Source organism: Peptoanaerobacter stomatis, assembly GCF_000238115.1.
GTDB classification, from domain to species: Bacteria; Bacillota; Clostridia; order Peptostreptococcales; family Filifactoraceae; genus Peptoanaerobacter; species Peptoanaerobacter stomatis.
The window spans coordinates 1-3,423 of record NZ_JH414582.1 but is presented as its reverse complement, the minus strand read 5'-3'; the positions used below and the strand labels follow the sequence as shown (position 1 = coordinate 3,423).

Genomic DNA, 3,423 nt, shown 5'->3' with positions numbered 1-3,423 from the left:
AAGTACACTCAATATACAGACTGACAGAATTAGAGACAAAAAAGAATTAACAGACATACAAGAAATACACTTTTTAGACCTGACCAAAGTAGACGTAAACAACTTAGATGAATTAAATGAATGGTTACTATTTATAAAGACAGATAGTGAGGAGGAGAGAAAAATGTTGGCAGAAAGAAACGAAATGTTAGAAAAGACAAACGACAAACTGAATTTATTCTGGTCAAACAAACAAGAAAGATACGCCTACGAACAAAATCTGATAGTAAAGAAAGTGATATAGAAAGCAGATTACATGACAGCTATGCACTTGGAGAGCAGGTAGGAGAACAAAGAGGAATACAAATAGGAGAACAAAGAGGGATACAAATGGGTTCTATAAGTACAGCAAGAAACTTATTAAATATGAACATAGACATAGACACTATTATAAAAGCTACCAATCTTGATAGAAGTATAATAATAGACTTACAAAACGGTAGGTTATAGAAAAATGTTGGCAGAAAGAAACGAAATGTTAGAAAAGACAAACGACAAACTGAATTTATTCTGGTCAAACAAACAAGAAAGATACGCCTACGAACAAAATCTGATGAAAGAAAGCGATATAGAAAGCAGATTACATGACAGCTATGCACTTGGAGAGCAAAGAGGGATACAAATAGGAGAACAAAGAGGAATACAAATGGGTTCTATAAGTACAGCAAGAAACTTATTAAATATGAACATAGACATAGACACTATTATAAAAGCTACCAATCTTGACAGAAATATCATAATAGACTTACAAAACGGCAAATTATAAAATTATAATCTTATAATAAAATATTTCTTCTCCCTTTAAAAAATACAATTGTGTAAGCAATAAATCTTATAAATGATATTGCAATTTGGAGAAAAAAGATATATTATAATTACTAAAAGATTACACAGAAAGGGCTAATTAAATATGAAGATTAAAATAGGATTATTTTTTGGAGGCAATTCTACAGAACATGAAGTTTCTATAGTATCAGCCTTACAAGCTATGGAATTTTTTGACAAGTCAAAATACGAGATAATCCCTATATATATAAGCAAAGATAACAAATTTTATGTTTCTGAATTTACAGGTATAGTAAACGAATATAAAAACATACAACAGCTTATAAGCAAAAGTAACCAAGTTCTTCTTGCAAAAAATAAAAGCAGAGTGGATCTTGTAAAATATCCGTACAAGATGTTTTCTAAAAACATATATGACTCCATAGATGTAGCTTTCCCTGTTGTTCACGGCACAAACGTTGAAGACGGAACTTTACAGGGACTTTTAAATATGCTCGGCATACCTTTTGTAGGCTGTGATGTAATGTCGTCTGCTGTCGGCATGGACAAATATGTAATGAAATGCGTACTTAAAGATAACAATATACCTGTGCTTGACAGCATAACTGTAAACAAGTTCAATTATATATCAGATAAAGATGATGTAATTGTAACCATAAAGAAAAAATTTGACTACCCTATCATAATAAAACCTATAAATTTAGGTTCAAGTATAGGAATAAAAATTGCAAAAGATGATAAAAGTTTGAAAGAAGCATTGGCACACGCCTTTACTTTTTCTTATAAAATAATTGTAGAAAAAGCAATAACCAAACTAAAAGAAGTTAATTGCAGTGTGCTTGGAGATATTGAAAATGCAAGTGCATCAGAATGTGAACAGCCTATAAATTCTGACGAGATATTAAGTTATAAAGATAAATATTTATCATCATCTTCAAGCAAAAAAACTCCATCATCAAATACTATGGCAAAAGGAACTATGGAGTCTTTAAGCAGAAAACTTCCTGCAGATATAGATGATATAACAAGAGAAACCATAAGGAATATGGCAGTAGACACATTTAAAACGCTTGGTTGTAACGGTGTTGCAAGGATAGATTTCATAATAGATGAAGAAGATAACAAAATCTATGTAAACGAAATCAACACTATCCCCGGTTCTTTATCATTTTACTTATGGAAAGCTGTAGGTATGGACTATGAGACTCTGCTTGAAAAGATGATACAGCTTGCATTTAAAAGAAAAAGAGAACAAGACGACATAGTATTTTCTTTTGAAACCAACATACTCGATTGCGTAAATCTTGACGGAAGTAAAGGTAGCAAAAGCTGATGTTTAATGATTATGAAGATACTATAAAAAATATAAAATCCATATTTGAAAATCACAAACCTGAAAGCATAAAAAAAATTAATAAAGTTGCTGTATTTATAGCATTAATCGATATAGACGGTGTAGCTCACATAGTTTTCCAAAAACGTTCAAAAATAGTCAATCAATCAGGAGATGTATCTTTTATAGGCGGACATATAGAAAATAAAGAAAAACCGCTTGATGCTGTCATAAGAGAAACTGTTGAAGAATGTAATTTAGATACAAAAAATATATCCGTTTTTGGCGAAAGTAATTACCTGTTAAATTTTAACGGTTTGTTAATGTATGTTTTTGTAGGTCAAATTACAGGTATAAACTTTTATGATATTAAACCTAACGAAGAAGTGGAAAAACTTATAGCAATTCCTTTAGAAGATGTATTATCCTGCAAATATACCGTATATCGCTCAGACATAGAAATAAAAAGAGATGAAAACTTTCCATACGAACTTATAGAAAACGGCAGGTCATATAATTTTTTGAAAAGTTATGAACTCACTTATTTTTACCAATTTAATGATTGCATAATATGGGGACTTACCGCTAAAATATTAAATTCCTTTGTAGATATATTAAAAAATTATAACCAATAAGTTTACTTTAATAATATTAAGGTTATTGCAAGACGATTAAAAACCATAGCAATAACCTTTTTTGTATCTATTCATTCACGTCTGTTTCAATATTGTTACATTCTCTACTTTTCATCTCACAACTGTTGCCAATATTTTCAATGTCATCTTTTACCATATAACTATCAAACACAACTTTATTCTTTCCGCTTCTCTTTCCTATATACATCTTTTCATCAGCTTCTTTTATCATCTTCCTTACATCTTTATATCCTCCGGAGCTTACCATTCCAAATGTCATACTTACTTTTATTTTATTGCCCTGATATACTATATAGCTACTTTCTATTTTTCTTCTTATCTTCTCTATTATATTATACGCTTTCTCATCGTTTAACTTGTCTTTTGTCATATCGTTTAATATTATCAAAAATTCTTCTCCTCCAAACCTTGCTGCTATATCGTCTTGTCTTAGTTCTCTTTTTAATATATTTGATACTGTTGTTAATACCTTGTCTCCTGCATCGTGTCCGTATTGGTCATTTATTTTCTTGAAGTTGTCTATGTCTGAAAATACTACATAAAATTGTTTTATTTTTTCTATATTTATGTTTATATTGGCTATTATTATATCTATTTTATGTCTGTTAT

The 3,423-nt window shown here is 29.9% G+C and carries 5 protein-coding genes; 4 read left to right on the top strand and 1 reads right to left on the bottom strand.

Going from position 1 to position 3,423, the window contains the following annotated elements; all coding sequences use genetic code 11:
* From HMPREF9629_RS12350 to HMPREF9629_RS11050, 4 genes are all read left to right on the top strand, one after another.
* The coding region (locus HMPREF9629_RS12350) for a PD-(D/E)XK nuclease family transposase (RefSeq protein ID WP_009526472.1) at nt 1-283 on the top strand (283 nt) is incomplete at its 5' end.
* 210 nt (nt 284-493) lie between these two features.
* Complete coding sequence (locus tag HMPREF9629_RS11060) at nt 494-805, top strand: hypothetical protein (RefSeq protein ID WP_009526470.1); 312 nt, start codon at nt 494-496, stop codon at nt 803-805.
* A gap of 144 nt (nt 806-949) precedes the next feature.
* Nucleotides 950-2,158, top strand: coding sequence for a D-alanine--D-alanine ligase family protein (locus tag HMPREF9629_RS11055; protein ID WP_009526469.1), 1,209 nt, complete (start codon nt 950-952; stop codon nt 2,156-2,158).
* A complete protein-coding gene (locus HMPREF9629_RS11050) occupies nt 2,158-2,793 on the top strand; it encodes an NUDIX hydrolase (RefSeq protein WP_009526468.1) in 636 nt (211 codons plus the stop codon). The genes HMPREF9629_RS11055 and HMPREF9629_RS11050 overlap by 1 nt, the downstream gene beginning before the upstream one ends.
* Nucleotides 2,794-2,860: 67 nt before the next feature.
* On the opposite strand, the gene HMPREF9629_RS11045 is transcribed toward HMPREF9629_RS11050, so the two are convergent.
* Nucleotides 2,861-3,423, bottom strand: a 563-nt coding sequence (locus tag HMPREF9629_RS11045; protein ID WP_009526467.1) for a GGDEF domain-containing protein, incomplete at its 5' end; no start/stop codon positions are given.

What these genes read in the sequence shown, in the direction of transcription:
- HMPREF9629_RS11050 (WP_009526468.1), top strand. Translation starts at nt 2,158, where the DNA reads ATGTTTAATGATTATGAAGATACTATAAAAAATATAAAATCCATATTT.
- HMPREF9629_RS11060 (WP_009526470.1), top strand. Translation starts at nt 494, where the DNA reads ATGTTGGCAGAAAGAAACGAAATGTTAGAAAAGACAAACGACAAACTG.
- HMPREF9629_RS11055 (WP_009526469.1), top strand. Translation starts at nt 950, where the DNA reads ATGAAGATTAAAATAGGATTATTTTTTGGAGGCAATTCTACAGAACAT.